Annotated in this window: 12 protein-coding genes, 2 pseudogenes and 1 riboswitch; of the genes and pseudogenes, 7 read left to right on the top strand and 7 right to left on the bottom strand. The window is 65.1% G+C overall.

The annotated features are described in order from the left end of the window. Positions 1 to 135: 135 nt before the first annotated feature. The gene (locus ACSKB8_RS25325; RefSeq protein ID WP_438107166.1) at positions 136 to 1518 is read right to left on the bottom strand and encodes a CmpA/NrtA family ABC transporter substrate-binding protein; all 1383 of its coding nucleotides are present in this window, start codon (positions 1516 to 1518) and stop codon (positions 136 to 138) included. Between the two features lie 159 nt (positions 1519 to 1677). Between ACSKB8_RS25325 and ACSKB8_RS25320 the strand changes: the two genes are divergently transcribed. Then, on the top strand, positions 1678 to 3612 hold the full coding sequence (locus tag ACSKB8_RS25320) for a sigma 54-interacting transcriptional regulator (protein WP_438107164.1): 1935 nt from the start codon (positions 1678 to 1680) through the stop codon (positions 3610 to 3612). Between the two features lie 188 nt (positions 3613 to 3800). Here ACSKB8_RS25320 and ACSKB8_RS25315 read toward each other — a convergent pair whose 3' ends face one another. From ACSKB8_RS25315 to ACSKB8_RS25305, 3 genes are all read right to left on the bottom strand, one after another. Beyond that, the gene (locus tag ACSKB8_RS25315; protein ID WP_438107162.1) at positions 3801 to 4679 is read right to left on the bottom strand and encodes a sulfurtransferase; all 879 of its coding nucleotides are present in this window, start codon (positions 4677 to 4679) and stop codon (positions 3801 to 3803) included. 76 nt (positions 4680 to 4755) lie between these two features. Next, positions 4756 to 5889 (bottom strand): acyl-CoA dehydrogenase family protein, encoded by a 1134-nt coding sequence (locus ACSKB8_RS25310; RefSeq protein ID WP_438107160.1) that lies wholly within the window; start codon positions 5887 to 5889, stop codon positions 4756 to 4758. Positions 5890 to 5926: 37 nt separating this feature from the next. Next, positions 5927 to 6469 carry an OsmC family protein gene (locus ACSKB8_RS25305; protein WP_438107159.1) on the bottom strand — a complete coding sequence of 181 codons (543 nt, stop codon included), beginning with the start codon at positions 6467 to 6469 and terminating at the stop codon, positions 5927 to 5929. A gap of 247 nt (positions 6470 to 6716) precedes the next feature. Here ACSKB8_RS25305 and ACSKB8_RS25300 point away from each other — a divergent pair, with 247 nt between their 5' ends. Then, positions 6717 to 7517 carry a TetR/AcrR family transcriptional regulator gene (locus tag ACSKB8_RS25300; RefSeq protein ID WP_438107157.1) on the top strand — a complete coding sequence of 267 codons (801 nt, stop codon included), beginning with the start codon at positions 6717 to 6719 and terminating at the stop codon, positions 7515 to 7517. Here the strand turns inward: ACSKB8_RS25300 and ACSKB8_RS25295 are convergent. Next, the gene (locus ACSKB8_RS25295) at positions 7505 to 8776 is read right to left on the bottom strand and encodes a TrmJ/YjtD family RNA methyltransferase (RefSeq protein ID WP_438107155.1); all 1272 of its coding nucleotides are present in this window, start codon (positions 8774 to 8776) and stop codon (positions 7505 to 7507) included. The two genes, ACSKB8_RS25300 and ACSKB8_RS25295, sit on opposite strands and share 13 nt — an antisense overlap. Positions 8777 to 9110: 334 nt before the next feature. Here ACSKB8_RS25295 and ACSKB8_RS25290 point away from each other — a divergent pair, with 334 nt between their 5' ends. Continuing rightward, complete coding sequence (locus tag ACSKB8_RS25290; protein ID WP_438110671.1) at positions 9111 to 10325, top strand: NADP-dependent isocitrate dehydrogenase; 1215 nt, start codon at positions 9111 to 9113, stop codon at positions 10323 to 10325. A gap of 154 nt (positions 10326 to 10479) precedes the next feature. Next, positions 10480 to 10980 (top strand): DUF3455 domain-containing protein, encoded by a 501-nt coding sequence (locus ACSKB8_RS25285; protein ID WP_438107153.1) that lies wholly within the window; start codon positions 10480 to 10482, stop codon positions 10978 to 10980. A 13-nt stretch (positions 10981 to 10993) separates the two neighbouring features. Here the strand turns inward: ACSKB8_RS25285 and ACSKB8_RS25280 are convergent, their stop codons facing one another. Both ACSKB8_RS25280 and alaS read right to left on the bottom strand, forming a co-directional pair. Then, positions 10994 to 12226 (bottom strand): cyclic nucleotide-gated ion channel, encoded by a 1233-nt coding sequence (locus tag ACSKB8_RS25280; RefSeq protein WP_128932880.1) that lies wholly within the window; start codon positions 12224 to 12226, stop codon positions 10994 to 10996. A 6-nt stretch (positions 12227 to 12232) separates the two neighbouring features. Beyond that, positions 12233 to 14912 (bottom strand): annotated as a pseudogene (alaS, locus tag ACSKB8_RS25275) (alanine--tRNA ligase). A gap of 236 nt (positions 14913 to 15148) precedes the next feature. Further along, positions 15149 to 15237, top strand: a riboswitch (glycine riboswitch). 164 nt (positions 15238 to 15401) lie between these two features. Here alaS and gcvT point away from each other — a divergent pair. The 3 genes and pseudogenes from gcvT (at position 15402) to gcvP (ending at position 19973) form a co-directional block, all read left to right on the top strand. Further along, positions 15402 to 16550 carry a glycine cleavage system aminomethyltransferase GcvT gene (gcvT, locus tag ACSKB8_RS25270; protein ID WP_438107151.1) on the top strand — a complete coding sequence of 383 codons (1149 nt, stop codon included), beginning with the start codon at positions 15402 to 15404 and terminating at the stop codon, positions 16548 to 16550. Positions 16551 to 16560: 10 nt separating this feature from the next. Next, the gene (gene gcvH, locus ACSKB8_RS25265) at positions 16561 to 16929 is read left to right on the top strand and encodes a glycine cleavage system protein GcvH (protein ID WP_438107149.1); all 369 of its coding nucleotides are present in this window, start codon (positions 16561 to 16563) and stop codon (positions 16927 to 16929) included. A gap of 175 nt (positions 16930 to 17104) precedes the next feature. Beyond that, positions 17105 to 19973, top strand: a pseudogene (gene gcvP, locus ACSKB8_RS25260) (aminomethyl-transferring glycine dehydrogenase). Positions 19974 to 20091 lie beyond the last annotated feature (118 nt).

Genomic DNA, 20091 nt, shown 5'->3' with positions numbered 1-20091 from the left:
GAAGGCCGGGACCCATACCGCGGAATCTATCGATCGCGATCGGCAGCGGTACCGAACGACGAGTCTTCGCCAAACATCTCCCTGGGGTTATGGGTCCCGGCCTTCGCCGGGACGACGGTAGCGAGAGAAGTTTACTCACGACGCCTTCCTGATCTTGAAGCTGGCCAAATAGTCCTCCGGCTTGGCCGGATCGAACGTCTTGCCCATCACCGCGAACGACTTGTAGCTGCTCGCGGGCGGCGACAGCCCCATCTCGGTCATCAGCTTCTTCGTATCGGTCGCCAGGTACACCTGCTCGGCGACCGACTTGTAGTCGACCTCGCCCTTGATCTGGCCCCAGCGCTTCATCTGCGTCAGCATCCACACCGCAAAGGACTGCCAGGGGAACGGATCGAAATCGACCCGCTTGGCGTCGGTCTTCACCCCACCGAGGCCGTCGGCGTAGGTGCCGGTCAAAACCTGCTCCAGCACCGTGACCGGCGCGTTGATGTAGTTCGCCGGCGCGATCGCCTCCGCGATCTGCTTGCGGTTCTCCGCCTTCGAGGCATAGGCCGTCGCATCGACGATGGCCCGCGTCAGTGCCGCAAAGCTGTTCGGCGCCGTCGTGATGAACTCTCGACTCGCAGCAAAGCTGCAGCAGGGATGGCCGTCCCAGATCTCCTTGGACAAGAGATGCATGAAACCGACGCCGTCATAGATCGCGCGCTGGCAGATGTTGTCGGGCGCGAGGAAGCCGTCGATGTTGTCGGCGCGCAAATTCGCGACCATCTCCGGCGGCGGTACCGAGCGCAGCTGCACGTCGGTATCGGGGTCGAGACCGGCTTCCGCGAGATAATAGCGCAGCAAATAGTTGTGCATGGAATAGTCGAAGGGAATGGCGAACTTCAGGCCCTTCCAGTCCTTGGGATCGCGCTTGTCCTTGTGCTTGGCCGCCAGCACGATGCCCTGCCCGTTGATGTTCTCGATCGCCGGCACGGCAAAGGGAATGGCGTTCGCGCCGAGCCCCAGCGAGATCGCAATCGGCATCGGCGCCAGCATGTGCGCCGCGTCGTATTCCTTGTTGATGGTCTTGTCGCGGATCACGGCCCAGCCGGCGGTCTTGACCACTTCGACGTTGAGGCCGTGCTTGGCATAGAAACCGAGCGGGGCCGCCATGATGATCGGCGTCGCGCAGGTGATCGGGATGAAGCCGACCTTGAGGTCCTTCTTCTCCGGCGCGCCAGTCTCGGCAAACACCTCGGTTGCGGTCTGAAGCGGGAAGAACTGCGACAGCGCGGCCAGCGCCGTCGAGGCCCCAACCGATTTCAGAAACGCGCGCCGCGCCATATCTTGCGGAAACATCGCGCGCATCACCGCGGAGGCAACGACGCCCGCGTAACGCGCCTCCTCGCTGTCCGTCGGCTCGCAGCGCAGGGCCGCGCTCGCCTGCTCGTGCTCCGCCGCCGATCGGTGCTGGCCACAGACACAACCGGCTCGAAGGTTTCGATCGGGATCAAACGGATTGTCGAATGTGGACATCGGACCTCCTGCGCGTCATTGCAGAAGGAATTACGCAAGGAGCATGCCATCGCTGGATCGTCGGGCAGTGCGTTGATGACGCAGCACTTTCCGTCGCGCTTGGTCGCTACGAAAAGTCGTGATAAACGAAAATTCGTAATCAAATGACGAGATTTCGTAATGGCAATGACGCCAATGCCCGGCCGCGATGATGCGGCCGAAACCATCGATCCGCGCACCGCGGCGTTTGAGTCCTCAGTGGAGGCGACGCTGCTGGTCGATCCCTCCCGCGATCAGATCATCGACGCCAATCCGGCGGCCTGCACCCTGCTCGGCTACGACCGCACGCTGTTGCGGCAGACCAGGGCCAGCACCCTCCATGCCGGCCAGCTCCCGGCGCTGACCGTGTTCACCCAGGCCGTGCTGCACAAGGGCGCCTATTGGACCACGGCGCTCACCCCGCGCCATGCCGCCGGGCAAAATCTCAGGCTCGAATATGCCGGCTGCATCCTGCCCCATGACGGCCGCACGCTGGTGCTGCTCACCCTCACCGATCTCGAAGCGCGCCGCCGGCGCAACGTCGACGCTGCTGCCGAAGACCACATGCGCGGCGGCATCTCGACCTGGCAGCGGGTCGAACGCGTATTCCAGGACATCGAGCGCGAGAACCAGCTGATCCTGCGCGCGGCCGGCGAAGGCATCTATGGCGTCAACGCCGAGGGCAAGACCACCTTCGTCAACCCGGCGGCGGAGCGGATGCTCGGCTGGACCGCCGAGGAGCTGGTCGGCAAGGAAATCCATCCCATCGTGCACCATACCCACCATGATGGCCGGCACTATCACAACCACGACTGCCCGATCTATGCGGCGTTCCGCGACGGTGCCGTGCATCAGGTCGACGGCGAGGTGTTTTGGCGCAAGGACGGCTCGCCGGCCTGGGTCGAATACACCTCCACTCCGATCCGCGACCGCGGCGTGGTGGTCGGCGCGGTCGTGGTGTTTCGCGATGTCAGCCAGCGCCGCGAGGCCGACGAGAAGCTGCATGCCGCGCTTGCCGAGGTCGACCGCCTGCGCGAGCGTCTCGAGCTCGAAAACGCCTATCTCCAGGAAGAAATCCGCATCGAGACCAATCCCCGCGGCATCATCGGTCAGAGCGAGGCGATCCAGAAGACGCTGCGCCAGGTCAAGCTGGTGGCCCCGACCACCGCGGCCGTGATGATCACCGGGGCATCAGGCACCGGCAAGGAGCTGATCGCGCGCGCCATCCACGAAGCCTCAGGTCGCAGCGACCGGCCGTTGATCCGCGTCAACTGCGCCGCGATCCCGCGCGAATTGTTCGAGAGCGAGTTCTTCGGTCACGTCCGCGGCGCCTTCACCGGCGCAACGCGCGACCGCATCGGCCGGTTCGAGCTTGCCGACGGCGGCACGTTGTTTCTGGACGAGGTCGGCGAGATCCCGCTCGAACTCCAGGGCAAGCTGCTGCGCGTCTTGCAGGAAGGCAATTTCGAACGCGTCGGCCAGGAGCGCACGCGCGCAGTCGACGTGCGCGTCATTGCCGCGACCAATCGCGATCTCAAGCAGGAGGTGCAACGCGGTCGGTTTCGCGAGGACCTCTATTTCCGTCTCAACGTATTTCCGATCGAGACCGTCCCCTTGCGCGAGCGACGCGAGGACATTCCGCTGCTCGCCCAGCATTTCCTGACGCGCGAGAGCAAGGCGCTCAAATCGAACCTGCGCCTCTCCGAGGGCGATGCGCGGCGGCTCGCCCGCTACGACTGGCCCGGCAATGTCCGCGAATTGCAGAACGTGATCGAGCGCGCCGCGATCCTGTCGCAGAACGGCCGTCTGCGCATCGATCTGCCGGATCCCTCCGGCGTCCAGCCCTCAACTGGCGCCGCGCGCCAGAAGACTGAGGCGCGCCCGGCGATCATGACCTCTGCCGAGATGCGCGACCACGAGCGCGCCGACATTCTGGCCGCGCTCGAGGCCTGCGCCGGAAAAGTGTTCGGCCCCGGCGGCGCGGCCGAACTGCTCGATATCAAGCCGACCACGTTGGCCTCGCGGATCAAGGCGCTGGGAATCGCGCCTCGTCCACGGGCGGGTCTCAACGGCTAGAATTTGGCGAGGCACGGTCGCGCGCCTCGGTTCACCTCTCCCGTAGGGAGAGGTCGGATCGCATCGAGAGATGCGGGTGAGGGCTTACGGTCTCACCAAACGCAACGCCCCCTCACCCGGATTGCTGCGCAATCCGACCTCTCCCCGTCGGGGAGAGGTGGACCGAGCCCTATAGCAGCGGCACGCAATCACGCCGCCTTGGTCGTGACCCCCGACACAACCGGCAATCCCTGCTCGATCGGCAGCGACGGATCGCGCGACCATTCGTTCCAGGAGCCAAAGTACATCCGCACGTCCTTCACGCCGGCATTCTTCAGCGCCAGGAACGTGTTCGAGGCCCGCGCGCCCTTGAAGCAGTAGAGATAGACGGGCGTCGTCTGCGAGATGCCGACAGTGGCGCATTCGGCCAGAATCTCGTCCTTGGACTTGAAGCGCGGGCCCTCGGCGGTCGGTTTCATCATGCGGTACCATTCCAGCCACACCGCGCCGGGGATGCGGCCCTTGCGCGGGCAGAAATCCTTGCCGTATGGGGACGAGCTGTCGCCGATCCACTCATCAACGTCGCGCACATCGAGGATGGCGATGCCGGGCTTGCCGACGGCCCCGAGCATGGTCTTGGCGTCGATCAGGATTTCGCCCGCCTCAGGTACGATCGTGAACGAGGCCTTCGCCGCCGTGGGCACGTCCTTGGTGACCGGCAATCCGGCTGCTGCCCAGGCATCGAAACCGCCATGCAACACCTTGACCTTGGGATAGCCGAGCATGATGAGGAGATAGTAGCCGCGGCAGGACTGGCCGAAGCCGGAGTTCATCGACTGCTCATAGACCACCGCTGTCTCCGTTCCGGAGAGGCCGGCGGCACCAAAGGCGTCGGCAAATTTGGTCTTGAGCTCGTTGATGCCGTCGGGCGTCGAGGTCGCAAGATAGGTGAAGATATCGTGCACGTTCACGGCATTGGGGAGGTGCCCGGCGCCGTAGGCGTCGGGATTGCGGGTGTCGATGACGACACAGGGCTCGGTCTTCAAGAGATCGGCAAGTTCGCTGGCAGAGATCAGAACGTCCGTCATTGGCAGCCTCTCCGTTGAGGTTGATGGTGGTCTTGGCAGTCGTCTTGGCAGTGGTCTTCGGGTGGACTCGTGAAGATCAGGAATTGGCGAGCATCTTGTGTAATTGCTTGGTGGCAGGCGTGACGATCGCGACGAAATAGGCCTCGCGCAGTCGCCGCTGAGCGCGGTGGCTTTTGAGATAACCGCGTGCACCACAATGCAGCATCGCCGCATGCGCCGCCGCGACGCTGACTTCGCCGGCACGAAGCCTGAGTGCGATCACCTTGCGCCAGTAGGTCTCCTCCTCGTTGTAGGGATCACGCGCCAGCGCCATCGTTTCGGTCTCGAGCTCGGCGGCGAGATCGCGAAAATGCACCGGCTGCTGCGGCAGATAGCGGTTGATATGGCCAAGGGGGCTGTCGACTTCGTCCATGATGTTGATGCAGTCCCTGATCACGCCGAGCGCCATGCCGGCCTGGAGCAGGATGAAGCCGGCACGGATCTTCCTGACGAAGGGACCGGCGGGATCGGCCAGGATCAGCTCGTCCGGCACGAAGACGTCGCGGAACTGCACGCCATAAGTGCCGGTGCCGTCCATGGCGAGGAACGGCTTGCACGGCGTCAGCGTGATCGCGGGATCGGAGCAATCGGCCAGAAACATCACCGTGCCAGGCTCGCCTTTTGCGATGCCCTGATCGTCCTCGCGTTCGAAGATCGTGCCGAAATAATGGTCGGGACCGAGATTGGAGACCCAGGGCAGCGCGCCTCGCACGATGTAGCCGCCGTCGACCTTGCGCCCCCTCAGCTTGAGCTTCTCGATGCCGAAGAAGCTCTTCATTGGGTTGGAGAGGCCGGTGCCGCCGAGCACCCGCCCGGTGGAGAAAGCGTCGCCGAAGCGTTTTGCCAGCTTCAGATTTGTTGAGTTCGCGGCGTACCAGACCAGCGTGTTCTGGCACCAGGCCATGAAGGCGGTGGCGCCGCAGACCTCGCCGATAGCAGCCATCGCCTGGATCGCGCAGCGCAGATCCGCGGGGCCTTCGTGCGGGACGTGACTGCCCCAGGCGCCGACCGCGCCGAACTTGCGCAGCGCCTCGGCCGGATAGACCGTGCCGGCATCGATGCCGGCAGCGAGCGGCGCGAGCTGCTCCCGCGCTATCCGCGCCACCTCTCCTGCAATGGACGGTGCGGGATGATCCAAAACGTCGACCCGCGATAAAGCCAGTGAACCCATGATCGCCTCCCGCACCGAAGTTCCTGATTGCCGTCTGCTAGATGCCGACCTTCAGATTGACCGGGCGGGTGAAGGTATTGGCGACCGGCGACCATTTCTTCACATGGGCGACCAGCGCATTGATCTCGTCCGGCGCGATGCCCTCGCACTCCATGTCGACCTTGACGCGGACGTCAGTGAAGCCGACCGGCTTGTCGGAGGTGTCGCCGGTGCCCCAGACCGCAGTGATGTTGAGGTCGCCCTCGAGCTCCAGCTCGAGCTTGTTGACGATCCAGCCGCGATGCACGGCGTTGGCGTGCAGACCGACGGCGAGGCAGGAGCCGAGCGCGGCGAGCGAGGCTTCCGACGGATTGGGCGCGGTATCGTCGCCCAGAAGCCCCGGGGGCTCGTCGACGATGTAGGGCGGCAAATTGCGGATGTAGTTGGCGTGGCGGAATTTTCCCTCCGCGACCGTCTTGCACTTCAAGGTCTTGACGACCTTCGGATTGGCCTTGCCGCTCGCGATCAGTTGCTCGAGGCCATTCTTATCGATGGGCGCGAGGCACCCCGTCAGCACTGTCTTCTGAACGACGGTAGTCATCAGTCTTCTCCCTGGCAGAAGTGAAAATCGGCAGGATACCGAACGGTCTGTTTCCTTGCATGGAGCGTGCCACAGCAAGCCGAAAACAAAACGCGAAGCATTGGAGCCGCTTAGGTGTCCCTGCCTGCGGATTGATCAGCCGCAGCTTGCTTAAAGGCGAAGCAGATGCGCTTGCGCATGCGAATCTTTTCGGCGCCGAACAGATGCGGCTTGCTGATGCGGCGCAGCTGCGGGTAAGTTCGAGTCCATGGCTAAGACGTCATCGAAGAAAAAAACGAATTCGCCGTACGCTGGCGCAGGCGACGACGAGTCCGCGCGCGGGCGTTTGCTGAGCGCCGCGACCCATCTGTTCTGCAAGAATGGCATCAATGCCACCGGCATCGATGCGATCATCGAGGAAGCCGGCACCGCGAAGACCACGCTCTATAAATTGTTCGGCTCCAAGACCAACCTCGTCAACGCGGTGCTGGAGAGCGAAGGCAAGCAGTGGCGCGAATGGTTCATTGGCGCGATGGAGCAAGGCGGCGGCGACGCGCAGGCGAAACTGACGCGCATCTTCCCCGCGCTGAAGAGCTGGTTCGCCGAAGAACGCTTCTACGGCTGCCCCTTCATCAACGCCGTCGGCGAGCACGACAAGGATCAGAAGCTGTTCCGCAACATCACGTTGAAGCACAAGAAAATCGTGCTCGGCCACATCGAGAAGCTCGCCAGCGAGCTGGGCTCCAGCGAGCCCACCGTGCTCGCGCACCAACTCGGGCTCATCATCGACGGCGCCATCGTCGCAGCCATGATCTCGCGCGATCCAGGCGTCGCGGATACGGCCGCGCTCGCGGCTGGTCCCCTGCTCAGCCAGTTCGAAAACGAAAAAGAAGCGCGCGGCGGACCAGCTAGAGGCAGTGTGATCGGTCTCATCCGTAGCCCGCATGAGCGCAGCGACATGCGGGAACACCGTCCCGGATATCGCTCCGCTCATCCGGGCTACGAAGATTCAGGGGGTGGGCAAAGGCGCGCAGCGTCGTGCCCACCACTTCCGGCTCAGTCCGGTTGATCGACATGGTGGGCACGCTGCGCTTTGCCCACCTTACAAGACCGATGCGCGACGAGACCTATGCGCTCTGCGCCATCATCCCGAGCAAGCCGCACCAGCTCCGTCTCCAGATCGCGCTCCACGTCGGCCGCGCGAATGTCCAGCACCCGATAGTCCCGCGCTTCCAGCCACGCCCGTCGCGACGCGCGGTCGGCGGCGATGGTCTCGCCCTCGCCCGGGTTGACCAGCTCGATCGCGATCCGGTGCGGGAACGAGACGAAGTCCGGGATGTGCCGCCCCACCGGGGTCTGGCGCTTGAACTGGCCGGCGAAACGACGATCACGGGTCAGGGCATGCCAGAGCAGGCGCTCGGCATCGGTCGGATTGCGGCGAAGCAGGCGGGCGAGGCCGCGCACGGTCGAGCCGCTGTCGGGCACGCCGCCGCCCTGCCCGTGCTCGGCCAAGAGCGCGCGCAGGCGCGTGGCCTGCTCGCCGTCGAGCACGCCGCCCTTGGCCGGGCCCTTGCGCCCTTCCGCGATCGCCATCACCACCCCATGGAGAGTGTGCATGTCCTGCTTGGTCGGCTCCATCCGGCTGAAGATGTTGCGCAGGTTGACCAGCATGGTGTCGCGTTTCTCGGCGGGGCGCAGGAATTCGACCTTGTCGAGCTCGCGCACGAGGTTGTCGAAGAAGGCCTGCATCTGGTGCTGCGAGGCGCGCTCGGACCGCTCCGGCATGCCGTGCGGCAGCTCGCCTGAGGTCATCAGCTTGAACCATTCATAGCCGACCAGCAGCACGGCCTGGGCGAGGTTGAGCGAGGCAAAGCCCGGATTGACCGGGAAGGTGATGATGCGGTTGGAGAGCCCGACCTCCTCATTGGTCAGGCCCCAGCGCTCGCGGCCGAACAGGATACCGGCCTTGCCCCCTGTGGCGATGTGCCCGGAGATCTCGGCGACGGCGGCTTCCGGCCCGACCACCGGCTTGGCCTGGTCGTGGGCGCGGGCGGTGGCGGCGAACAACAGGTCGAGATCGGCGACCGCCTGCTCGACCGTCTCGAACAACTCGACCTTTTCCAGAATCTGGTCGGCGCCGGCGGCGGCGCGCTGGGCCGCGATGTTAGGCCAGCCGTCGCGGGGATTGACGATGCGAAGCCGGCTCAGGGCAAAATTGCCCATGGCGCGCGCGGCCATGCCGATGTTCTTCCCGAGCTGCGGCTCGACCAGGATCACGATGGGACCGTCGAGAGAAAGCCCCGCCTTGCTCTTGTCAGTCCCCGACATCTCGCTTCGCTTTCACACTGTCTCTCAAGGCCTTGCAGAGGCCACTTCAGGAGTTGATTCAAGCCGGCCCACCGGGCCGGCCGCCCGTCCGCCTGTCGTTTGCCTGTCCTGACAAAATTCTCAAGGGAAATAACGGGTTGGATTCGACTTTTGAATCTCGCCTGGAACATGACCCCGCGCCCGGCCGAGGGCGGCTGCCGCTGCCCGTCTGCGGAAGCTGGATGAGCTAAAAGTGCATAATCCCTTGGCTTTCGCCCGCCGCGCGGCGGTGCTAGAGGCGCCGGATATTCCCATGGCGCACCACAAGCGCCGTTCCCAAGAGGCTTCCCCGATCATGGCAAAAATCAAGGTATCCAATCCCGTCGTCGAACTCGATGGCGACGAGATGACCCGGATCATCTGGCAGTACATCAAGGACAAGCTGATCAACCCGTTCCTGGATGTCGAGCTGCTCTATTTCGACCTGGGCATGGAGCACCGCGACCACACCAACGATCAGGTCACCATCGACGCCGCCGAGGCCATCAAGAAGGTCGGCGTCGGCGTCAAGTGCGCCACCATCACCCCGGACGAGGCCCGGGTGAAGGAGTTCAACCTCAAGCAGATGTGGAAGTCGCCGAACGGCACCATCCGCAACATCCTAGGCGGCTGCATCTTCCGCGAGCCGATCATCTGCAAGAACGTGCCGCGCCTCGTTCCCGGCTGGACCAAGCCAATCATCATCGGCCGCCACGCCTATGGCGACCAGTACCGCGCCACCGACATCAAGTTCCCGGGCAAGGGCACCCTCTCGCTGAAGTTCGTCGGCGAGGACGGCACCGTGATCGAGAAGGAAGTGTTCAAGGCCCCGGGCGCCGGCGTCGCCATGGAGATGTACGATCTCGACGACTCCATCATCGACTTCGCCCGCGCCTCCTTCAATTACGGCCTGCTGCGCGGCTATCCGGTCTATCTGTCGACCAAGAACACGATCCTGAAGGTCTATGACGGCCGCTTCAAGGACATCTTCCAGGACATCTTCGACCGCGAGTTCAAGAAGGAGTTCGACGCCAAGGGCCTGACCTACGAACACCGCCTGATCGACGACATGGTGGCCTCGGCGCTGAAATGGTCCGGCGGCTATGTCTGGGCCTGTAAGAACTACGACGGCGACGTGCAGTCCGATACGGTCGCGCAGGGCTACGGCTCGCTCGGCCTGATGACTTCGGTGCTGCTCACCCCGGACGGCAAGACGGTCGAAGCCGAGGCTGCCCACGGCACGGTGACCCGCCACTACCGCGAGCACCAGAAGGGCAAGGAGACCTCGACCAACTCGATCGCGTCGATCTTCGCCTGGACCCGTGGCCTGTCGCATCGCGCCAAGCTCGACAACAATGCCGAGCTCGCCAAGTTCGCAAACACGCTGGAGAAGGTCTGCGTCGACACCGTCGAGGCCGGCTACATGACCAAGGACCTCGCGCTCCTGGTCGGCGCCGACCAGCGCTGGCTCTCGACCACCGGCTTCCTGGACAAGGTCGCCGAGAACCTGACGAAGGCGCTGGCGGCGTAAGCTGCCAGCCACGCCGTCATTGCGAGCGTAGCGAAGCAATCCAGAATCCTCCGGGGAAACAGTCTGGATTGCTTCGTCGCATCAGCGCAAAATTGCTCTGCAATTTTGTCGCGAGCTCCTCGTAATGACGAGAGTTCTTATCCGGGGAAGCGCCATGCCGACATCGAAGAGCCTTGCATTCGCGGCCTTCGCGCTGGCCAGCACGCCCGCATTCGCTGCCGATCCGCTTCCCGAGGCCATCGCCGCGCCGGGCGAGAGCATCGTGCTCAGCGTGCACGCCGAGGGCGCGCAGGTCTATGAGTGCAAGGCCGGCACCGACGGTAAGCTCGCCTGGACCTTCCGCGAGCCGATCGCGACGCTTTTCTCGGACGGCAAGACCATCGGCCGCCACTATGCCGGCCCGAACTGGGAGCATGCCGACGGCAGCGCCCTGGTCGGCAAGGCCATCGGCAACGCGCCGGGCGCAACGGCGAGCGATATCCCCTGGCTGAAGCTGGAAGTGACCGCTCACCGCGGCAGCGGCGTGCTGACGCCCGTGACCACGGTCCAGCGCATCAACACCCATGGCGGCAAGCTCGACGGCGCTTGCGACAGGGCTGGCGAGTTCAGGAGCGTGCCCTACTCCGCCGAGTATGTTTTCCTGAAGAAGGGCTAACCCGCGGACCTCGTCAGCGCGCCTTGCCCCCATCTTCCTTCTCCGCCTGCGCCAGCTCCGCCGCAGCGAGATCGCCGGTGTCGGCGAGCCTCGCTTTCGCAGTGTTGTGGACGTGGGCGGCCAGCGTCGGCATGCGCGCGATCAGCGCGTGGAAATCCTGGGCGTCGAGCACGAGCAGCCGGGTCTTGCGTGTCGCCGTCACCGTGCCGCTGCGTTTTGTTTTGTGCAAGAGCGCGATCTCGCCAAAGAAGGTGCCGTCCGCAAGCCGCACCTGCTGGCTCGGCAGCGCGATCTCGACCTCGCCGGCGGTGATGAAATACATCGAGGAGGCGACATCGCCCCGCCGCACCAGGATCTCGCCCTGCTCGATGGTGCGTGCCCTGAGCAGCCGCATGATGTCGGCGATCTCGGCGGCCGACAAATGCGAGAACAGCGGCACCCGCGCCAGCATGCCCCAGGTGACGACGAAATCGCGCCGCTTCACCTCTTCGGCAAAGGCGGTGGAGATGATCGCGACCGGCAGCGCGATCATGGCGAAGCCGCTGACGATGGCGAAGGTGGAGACGAACTTGCCGAGCGGCGTCACCGGCACGACATCGCCATAGCCGACGGTGCCGAGCGTCACGATCGCCCACCACATCGCCTGCGGGATGGTGCCGAGCTTGTCCGGCTGCACGTCGCGCTCGATGGCGTAGAGCAGCGAAGCAAAGGTCAAGACCACGCCGACCAGGATGACGATGCAGCCGATCAGCGCGCGCCGCTCGGCATGCACGGCCGCAAGCAGCGAGCGCATCGCCGGCGAATAGCGGATCAGCTTGAAGAACGGCAGTACGCCGAGAGCTGCCAGCGTCGCATGCCGGCCCGTGGCCAGCACGATCGCTGCGGGGAGGAACGCCATGAGGTCGATGATACCGAGCGCGGAGAAGGCGTAGCCGAGCCGGTCGGACAGCGCGGACGCCTTGCGCTGCGTGTGGCCGGCCACGGTCCACAGCCGCGCCGCATATTCCAGCGCGAACACGATCACGGACAGGATGGTGATGCCTGCGAACAGCGTGCCGAATTGCGCGTCCAGCTCAGGCACCGAGGCGAGGATCATCGCCGCCACGTTGATCACGATGACGCCGATGATCACCTGGATGAAGCGCGACCCGACCGAATAGGCCAGCGGATCGTGCTCCAGCAATTCGAAGAGGCGATCCCTCAAATCGGGATCGCGAAGCCCACGTCCTCGCGGAACGGGGGACATAGGGCTTTAAGCGCCTGCCATCGCTTTTTCGATCGCCGAGAGCGCCGCGGCCGCATTGGCGCCGTCAGGGCCGCCGGCCTGGGCCATGTCGGGCCGGCCGCCGCCGCCCTTGCCGCCGAGTGCTTCGGAGGCGATGCGGACGAGGTTCACGGCGTTGAAGCGCGCGGTGAGATCCTGCGTGACGCCGACCACGACGCCGGCCTTGCCGTCCTCGGTGACGCCGACGATGGCGACGACGCCGGAGCCGATCTGCTTCTTGCCGTCGTCGGCAAGGCTCTTGAGATCCTTCATCTCGATGCCCTCGACGGCGCGCGCCATCAGCTTGACGCCGCCGGCTTCGCGCACGCCTGCCGCCGCGCCGTTACTGGACGACGCGCCGCCGCCCATCGCCAGCTTCTTGCGCGCGTCGGAGAGCTCGCGCTCGAGCTTCTTGCGCTCCTCCATCAGCGCTGTGATGCGCGCCGGCACGTCATCGATAGACGTGCGCAGCTCGTTGGCCGCGGTCTTCGCCAGCGCCATAGTGTCATTGGCGTGCTTGCGCGCATAATTGCCGGTCAGCGCCTCGATGCGGCGAACGCCGGAGGCGACCGCGCTCTCGCTCGTGAGCGTGATCAGGCCGATGTCGCCGGTGCGCCTCACATGGGTGCCGCCGCAGAGCTCGACCGACCAGCCGAGCGCGTTGGCGCCGCGCTCGCGCGCGGTCCTGCCCATGGAAACGACGCGGACCTCGTCGCCATATTTCTCGCCGAACAGGGCGCGCGCCCCCGCCTCACGGGCTTCATCGACGCCCATGATGCGCGTGGTGACCTCGTCGTTCTCCAGCACCACGTCGTTGGCGATGTCCTCGATGCGGGACAGCTCCTCCGCCGTGATCGGCTTCGGATGCACGAAGTCGAAGCGCAGGCGGTCGGGCGCGACCAGCGAGCCGCGCTGGGCGATGTGATCGCCGAGCACCTGACGCAGCGCCTCGTGAATGAGATGCGTCGCCGAGTGATGGGCGCGGATCGAGGAGCGACGCCCATGATCGACCTCGAGCTGCAGCGCGGTGCCGAGCTTCACTTCGCCGCTCTCGACCGTGCCGATGTGGACGAAGAGATCGCCGAGCTTCTTCTGCGTGTCGGTGATGCGGACCTTGATGCCGCCCTCCCCGAGCAGCACGCCGGTGTCGCCGACCTGGCCGCCGGATTCCGCGTAGAACGGCGTCTGGTTCAGCACCAGCGCCCCGGTCTCGCCGGCCTTGAGACTGTCCGCCTCCTTGCCGTCCTTGACCAGCGCGGAAACCACGCCTTCGGCGCTCTCGGTCTCGTAGCCCAGGAATTCGGTCGCACCCAGCTTCTCGCGCAGCGGGAACCAGATCGCCTCGGAAGCCGCTTCGCCCGAGCCCTTCCACGAACTCGCGCGCCTTGGCCTTTTGGCGCTCCATCGCATCGGAGAAGGCCGCTTGGTCGACGCCGATGCCGCGCGACTTCAGCGCGTCCTGCGTCAGGTCCAGCGGGAAGCCGTAGGTGTCGTAGAGTGTGAAGGCGACGTCGCCATCGAACATGTCGCCCTTCTTCAAGGACGCGCTCTTTTCGTCGAGGATGGCAAGGCCCCGCGCGAGAGTCTTGCGGAAGCGGGTCTCTTCCAGCCGCAGCGTTTCCTCGATCAGATTCTCCGCGCGCATCAGCTCGGGGTAAGCCTGGCCCATCTCGCGCACCAGCGCCCAGACCAGCCGATGCATCAGCGGCTCTTTCGCGCCCAGCAGCTGCGCATGGCGCATCGCGCGGCGCATGATCCGGCGCAGCACATAGCCGCGGCCTTCGTTCGAGGGTAGCACGCCGTCGGCGACGAGGAAGGCCGAGGAGCGCAAATGGTCGGCGATGACGCGGAACGACGCCACTGACTGCTCGCTCGGCCCGGCGCCGAGCGCGGAGGCCGTCGCGTCGATCAGGTTGCGGAACAGGTCGGTCTCGAACACGCTCTCGACGCCCTGGAGGATGCAGGCCATGCGCTCCAGGCCCATGCCGGTGTCGATCGAGGGACGCGGCAAGCCTACGCGCTCCTCCTTCGTCACCTGCTCGTACTGCATGAACACGAGATTCCAGAATTCGAGGAAGCGGTCGCCATCCTCTTCCGGAGAGCCCGGAGGCCCGCCCCAGATGTGCTCGCCGCGGTCGATGAAGATCTCCGAGCACGGGCCGCACGGGCCGGTGTCGCCCATCGCCCAGAAATTATCCGAGGTCGGAATCCGGATGATGCGGTCGTCGGAGAAGCCGGCGATCTTCTTCCACAGGCCGGCCGCCTCGTCGTCGGTGTGATAGACCGTGACGAGCAGCTTGTCCTTCTTCAGCCCGAACTCGGCAGTGATCAGCTTCCAGGCGAGCTCGATCGCGCGCTCCTTGAAATAGTCGCCGAACGAGAAGTTGCCGAGCATCTCGAAGAAGGTGAGATGGCGCGCAGTGTAGCCGACATTGTCGAGATCGTTGTGCTTGCCGCCGGCGCGCACGCATTTCTGCGACGTCGTGGCGCGCTGATAGGGCCGCTTCTCGACGCCGGTGAAGACGTTCTTGAACTGCACCATGCCGGCATTGGTGAACATCAGGGTCGGGTCGTTGCGCGGCACCAGTGGCGAGGACGGCACGATCTCGTGGCCGTTCTCGGCAAAGAAGTTCAGAAAGGTCGACCTGATCTCGTTGACGCCGCTCATGTTCATCCAATCGGGTGTGCTTGGACCCGCGCTTCTCGCCATAAAAAACCGGACGTTAAGGCTGATATCTGCGGGCCAAAGCGCTTTTAGACAAGGCCAGCTTCGCTGTCCAGAAACTGTGCAAGCAGATCAGTGGGTTGCCGCAGGCGCGCAATCCCGTAGCAATCCCGGTTAAAAGGCGAAGCCGCCGCGTTGACAGGCTTGGCCGCCCTGTGGTCTTTACCTATCTATATCGTACGGCCACGTCGGGAGAGACCGGCACTGGTGCCGGCGCCGAAGGAGCAACCGCCCCGGAAACTCTCAGGCAAAAGGACCGCGTGGCTTTGACGACATCTGGAAAGAGGCGCCGACGGGCAATTACCTTTTAAAAGGGGGTGGCCCGGACCAGCGTCCGCCGACGGGATAATACTCTCAGGCACAGCGACAGATGGGGCTTCGACTGGTTGCTCCCGGGGAATCGTCCCCGGGGAACCGCCGAGGGCCCCTGTGATGCTTCCACCCGACGACCACGCCCCCCTCAGACGAACGCCCCTTTACGACCTTCATGTGTCGCTTGGCGGCAAGATGGTGCCGTTCGCGGGCTATGACATGCCCGTGCAATACCCCGCGGGCGTCCTGAAGGAACATCTCCATACCCGCGCCTCTGCCGGCCTGTTCGACGTCTCCCACATGGGCCAGATCGCACTTCGGCCGAAGTCCGGCAGGGTCGAGGACGCCGCCCGCGCGCTGGAGCGGCTGGTGCCGCAGGATATCGTGGCGATTGCACCAGGACGGCAGCGCTACGCCCAGTTCACCAATGCGGATGGCGGCATCCTCAACGATCTGATGGTCGCCAATTTCGGCGATCACCTGTTCCTGGTCGTCAATGCCGCCTGCAAAGACGCGGACGAGGCGCATCTGCGCACGCATCTCTCCGGCGACTGCGTCATCGATTCGCTTGCCGACCGCGCGCTGATCGCGCTCCAGGGCCCGAAGGCGGAATCGGCGCTGGCGAAAATGTGTGCAGTGGCGCCCTCCATGACATTCATGGACGCCGGTCCTCACGAGGTCGCCGGCCTCCCCTGTTTCGTCTCGCGCTCGGGCTATACCGGCGAGGACGGGTTCGAGATTTCCGTTCCCGCTGGCGATGCCGAGCGTCTCGCCAAGACGCTGCTCGAAAACCCCGACGTGATGCCGATCGGCCTTGGCGCCCGCGACAGCCTGCGGCTCGAGGCCGGCCTCTGCCTCTACGGCCACGACATCGACACCACCACCACGCCGGTCGAGGCCGCACTGGAATGGTCGGTGCAGAAGAGCCGCCGCACTGGCGGCGCGCGCGCCGGCGGCTTCCCCGGCGCTGATGCGATCCTCGCTCATTTCGATAAAGGCGCCAGCCGCCGCCGGGTCGGCCTGCGCGCCGAGGGACGCGCGCCGGTGCGCGAGGGGGCGCTGCTGTTTGCGGAGGCGACAGCGGGCGAGCCGATCGGCAAGGTCACATCGGGCGGCTTCGGGCCGAGCCTGAACGCACCGGTGGCGATGGGCTATGTGCCCACGAGCCAGAGCGCGCTCGGCACCAAGCTGTTCGCCGAAGTGCGCGGCCAGCGCCTGCCCCTGCAGGTCGCCGCCATGCCCTTCGTCAAGAATACCTACAAACGCTGAGGATTCGACAATGACCACGACGCTGTACACCTCCGACCATGAATGGCTCGCCATCGAGGGCGATGTCGCGACCGTCGGCATTACCGACTACGCGCAGCAGCAGCTCGGCGACGTCGTGTTCGTCGAACTGCCCAAGCTCGGTCGCGTGCTGAAGAAGGCGGAAGCTGCCGCCGTCGTGGAATCCGTCAAGGCCGCCTCCGACGTCTACGCCCCGGTCTCGGGCGAAGTGCTCGAGATCAACCCCGGACTCGCCGCCGAGCCGGCGCTGGTGAACTCGGATGCGCAAGGCGCCGCCTGGTTCTTCAAGATCAAGATCGCCGACAAAAGCGAGCTCGGCGGCCTCATGGATGAAGCTGCGTACAAGGCACATACGGCGTGAGATGAAGCGAACTGTAACCTCATTCTCGATGTCATCGTCCGCGAAGGCGGACGATCCAGTACGCCGCGGCTTCTCGGGTGAAGCACGAACGGCCGCGTTTACTGGATGCCCCGCCCCAGTGCGCAAGCGCGCACAAGGCGGGCATGACAGCGAAATTTAAAGCGAGGACCCAATGATGACCGCGCACCGCAAATCCAATGGCGAGGCCGCCGCCAGCTTCGTTCGCCGCCACATCGGCCCCTCGGCAGGCGATGTCACCGCGATGCTCGAGGCCGTCAGCGCGAAAAGCGTCGAACTCGCTGATGGCGGAGACGCTGCCGGCCTCGATCCGGCAGGCCGCCCCGCTCGATCTCGGCAAGCCGCTGAGCGAAACCGAGGCGATTGCGCATATGGCCGAGCTGGCGCGGCAGAACCAAGTCTTCACCTCGCTGATCGGCCAAGGCTATTCCGGCACGATCCTGCCCGCTGTGATCCAGCGCAACATCTTGGAGAACCCGGCCTGGTACACGGCGTATACGCCCTATCAGCCCGAGATCAGCCAGGGCCGCCTGGAAGCGCTGCTCAACTTCCAGACCATGATCTGCGATCTCACCGGTCTCGACGTCGCCAACGCTTCGCTGCTGGATGAGGCGACGGCGGCGGCCGAAGCCATGGCGCTCGCCGAGCGGCACTCGCAGGTGAAGGCAAAGGCGTTCTTCGTCGACAAGGACGTGCATCCGCAGACGCTCGCGGTGATGCGCACCCGCGCCGAGCCGCTGGGCTGGAGCCTGATCGTCGGCGACCCCCTCACCGATCTCGACAAGAGTGACGTGCTTGGTGCGCTGCTGCAATATCCGGGCTCTTCGGGCGCGGTGCGGAACTTGCGGCCCGCGATTGCGGCGCTGAACGCCAAGGGCGCACTGGCGATCGTTGCCGCTGATCTGCTGGCACTGACGCTGCTGGCCTCGCCCGGCGAGTTAGGTGCCGACATCGCGATCGGCTCGGCGCAGCGCTTTGGCGTGCCGATGGGCTATGGCGGACCGCACGCGGCCTATATGGCGGTGCGCGATGCGCTGAAGCGCTCGCTGCCCGGCCGCATCGTCGGCCTCTCCGTGGATTCGCGCGGTGCACCGGCCTATCGCCTCGCGCTGCAGACCCGCGAGCAGCACATCCGCCGCGAGAAGGCGACCTCCAACATCTGCACCGCGCAGGTGTTGCTCGCCGTGATCGCCTCGATGTATGCGGTCTATCATGGCCCCGAGGGCCTGACGCAGATCGCACGCAACGTCCACCGCCGCGCCGCGGTGCTCGCCGCGGGCCTGCGCAAGCTCGGCTTTGCGCTCCAGTCGGACAGCTTCTTCGACACGCTCAGCGTCGATGCCGGCGCCAAGCGCGTCGAGATCGTCGCGCGCGCCGCTGCCGAGAAGATCAATCTTGGAATCGGCGATAGCGGCTTGCGCATCGCGCTCGACGAGACCACGACGCCCGCGACGGTGGAAGCGGTCTGGCGCGCCTTCGGCGGCACACTCGCCTATGCCGAGATCGACGCCGAGACGCGCGAGGCGCTGCCGGACGAGTTGAAGCGCACCACCGCGTTCCTCACCCATCCGGTGTTCCACGCGCATCGCTCGGAGACCGAGATGCTGCGCTACATGCGCAAGCTCAGTGATCGCGACCTCGCGCTCGACCGCGCCATGATTCCGCTCGGCTCCTGCACCATGAAGCTGAATGCGACCACCGAGATGATGCCGCTGACCTGGCCGGAGTTTGCGACGCTGCATCCGTTCGCTCCGCGCGAGCAGGCCGCCGGCTATCACGCGCTGTTCGCGCGGCTTGAAAAGTGGCTGTGCGACATCACCGGCTATGACGCGATCTCGCTGCAGCCGAACTCTGGCGCGCAGGGCGAATACGCCGGGCTGCTCGCAATCCGTGGCTATCACGCGTCGCGCGGACAGAGCCAGCGAAAGATCTGCCTGATCCCCTCCTCCGCCCATGGCACCAATCCGGCTTCGGCCGCGATGGTCGGGATGGACGTGGTGGTGGTCGCCTGCGAGAAGAATGGCGACGTCGACGTCAATGATCTCCGCGCCAAGGCGGAGAAGCATTCCAACGATCTCGCCGCGGTCATGATCACCTATCCCTCGACCCACGGCGTGTTCGAGGAGCACATCCGCGAGATCTGCGACATCGTGCACGGCCATGGCGGCCAAGTGTACCTCGACGGCGCCAACCTCAACGCACAGGTCGGCCTTAGCAGGCCCGGCGATTATGGCGCCGACGTCAGCCACCTCAACCTGCACAAGACCTTCTGCATCCCGCATGGCGGCGGCGGCCCCGGCATGGGCCCGATCGGCGTCAGAGCGCATCTCGCGCCGTTCCTGCCCGGTCATCCCGCAACAAAGGCGGACGCCCCGGTCGGCCCGGTGTCGGCGGCGCCGTTCGGCTCGGCCTCGATCCTCACCATCTCCTACATCTACATCTTGATGATGGGCGGTGAAGGATTGAAGCGTGCGACCGAAATCGCGATCCTCAACGCGAACTACATTGCGGCCCGTCTCGATCCGCATTTCCCGGTGCTCTACAAGAATGCGAAGGGCCGCGTTGCGCATGAATGCATCGTCGACCCCCGTCCGCTGAAGACGGCGAGCGGCGTCACCGTTGATGACATCGCCAAGCGCCTGATCGACTACGGCTTCCATGCGCCCACCATGAGCTTCCCGGTGCCGGGAACTCTGATGATCGAACCGACCGAGTCGGAATCGAAGGCCGAGTTGGACCGGTTCTGCGACGCCATGATCGCGATCCGGAAAGAAATCGCCGAGGTCGAAGCCGGCCGCTTTGAGATCGCGGCCTCGCCGCTGCGCAATGCCCCGCACACCGTGCATGACATCGCCGACGATGCGTGGAATCGCGCCTACACCCGTGCCGAGGGCTGTTTCCCCGACGGCGTCTCGCGTACCGACAAATATTGGAGCCCGGTCGGGCGCGTCGACAACGTCTATGGCGACCGTAACCTGGTGTGCTCCTGCCCGCCGGTGAGCGATTACGCGGAAGCGGCGGAGTAAGACGCGACGGAGGTCTCGTAGTGTGGGCAAAGCGAAGCGTGCCCACCATCTTGCCTTCATTGAAATATGGTGGGCACGGCGCTTGCGCGCCTTTGCCCACCCTACGGCACTGAACGCG

It is taken from the genome of Bradyrhizobium sp. BR 1432 (genome assembly GCF_051547705.1).
In the GTDB taxonomy this organism is placed as follows: Bacteria; Pseudomonadota; Alphaproteobacteria; order Rhizobiales; family Xanthobacteraceae; genus Bradyrhizobium; species Bradyrhizobium zhanjiangense.
The sequence above is the reverse complement of the archived record's forward strand: the minus strand, read 5'-3'. Positions and strand labels throughout refer to the sequence as shown.